This is a genomic window from Leifsonia sp. HAY1-4F (assembly GCF_056755275.1).
In genome coordinates, this window is sequence record NZ_JBNDHX010000634.1 from 1 (window position 1) to 236 (window position 236).

Genomic DNA, 236 nt, shown 5'->3' on the forward strand with positions numbered 1-236 from the left:
GGCGCTCACAGCGCACCTCCTGCAGTCTGTGGGGTCAGCGACCCGAAATGTTCGTCGGGATTGGGGGACGCGGCGCGGAGTTCGCGCGTGTGTGGGTTCTTCGGGCGAAGGATGACGTCGTCGGCGAGGCCGTGCTCGACGATCCTGCACTGGTTGAGCACGATGATCTCGTCGCTGCAGTGGCGCACTGTGGCAAGGTCGTGGGTGATGTAGAGCACCCCGAGCCCGACTTCGCG

At 65.7% G+C, this 236-nt stretch carries 1 pseudogene; it reads right to left on the minus strand.

From position 1 onward, the window contains the following. Positions 1-5 precede the first annotated feature (5 nt). Positions 6-236 (minus strand): annotated as a pseudogene (locus tag ACPYOG_RS20790) (ABC transporter ATP-binding protein); the annotation flags it as partial.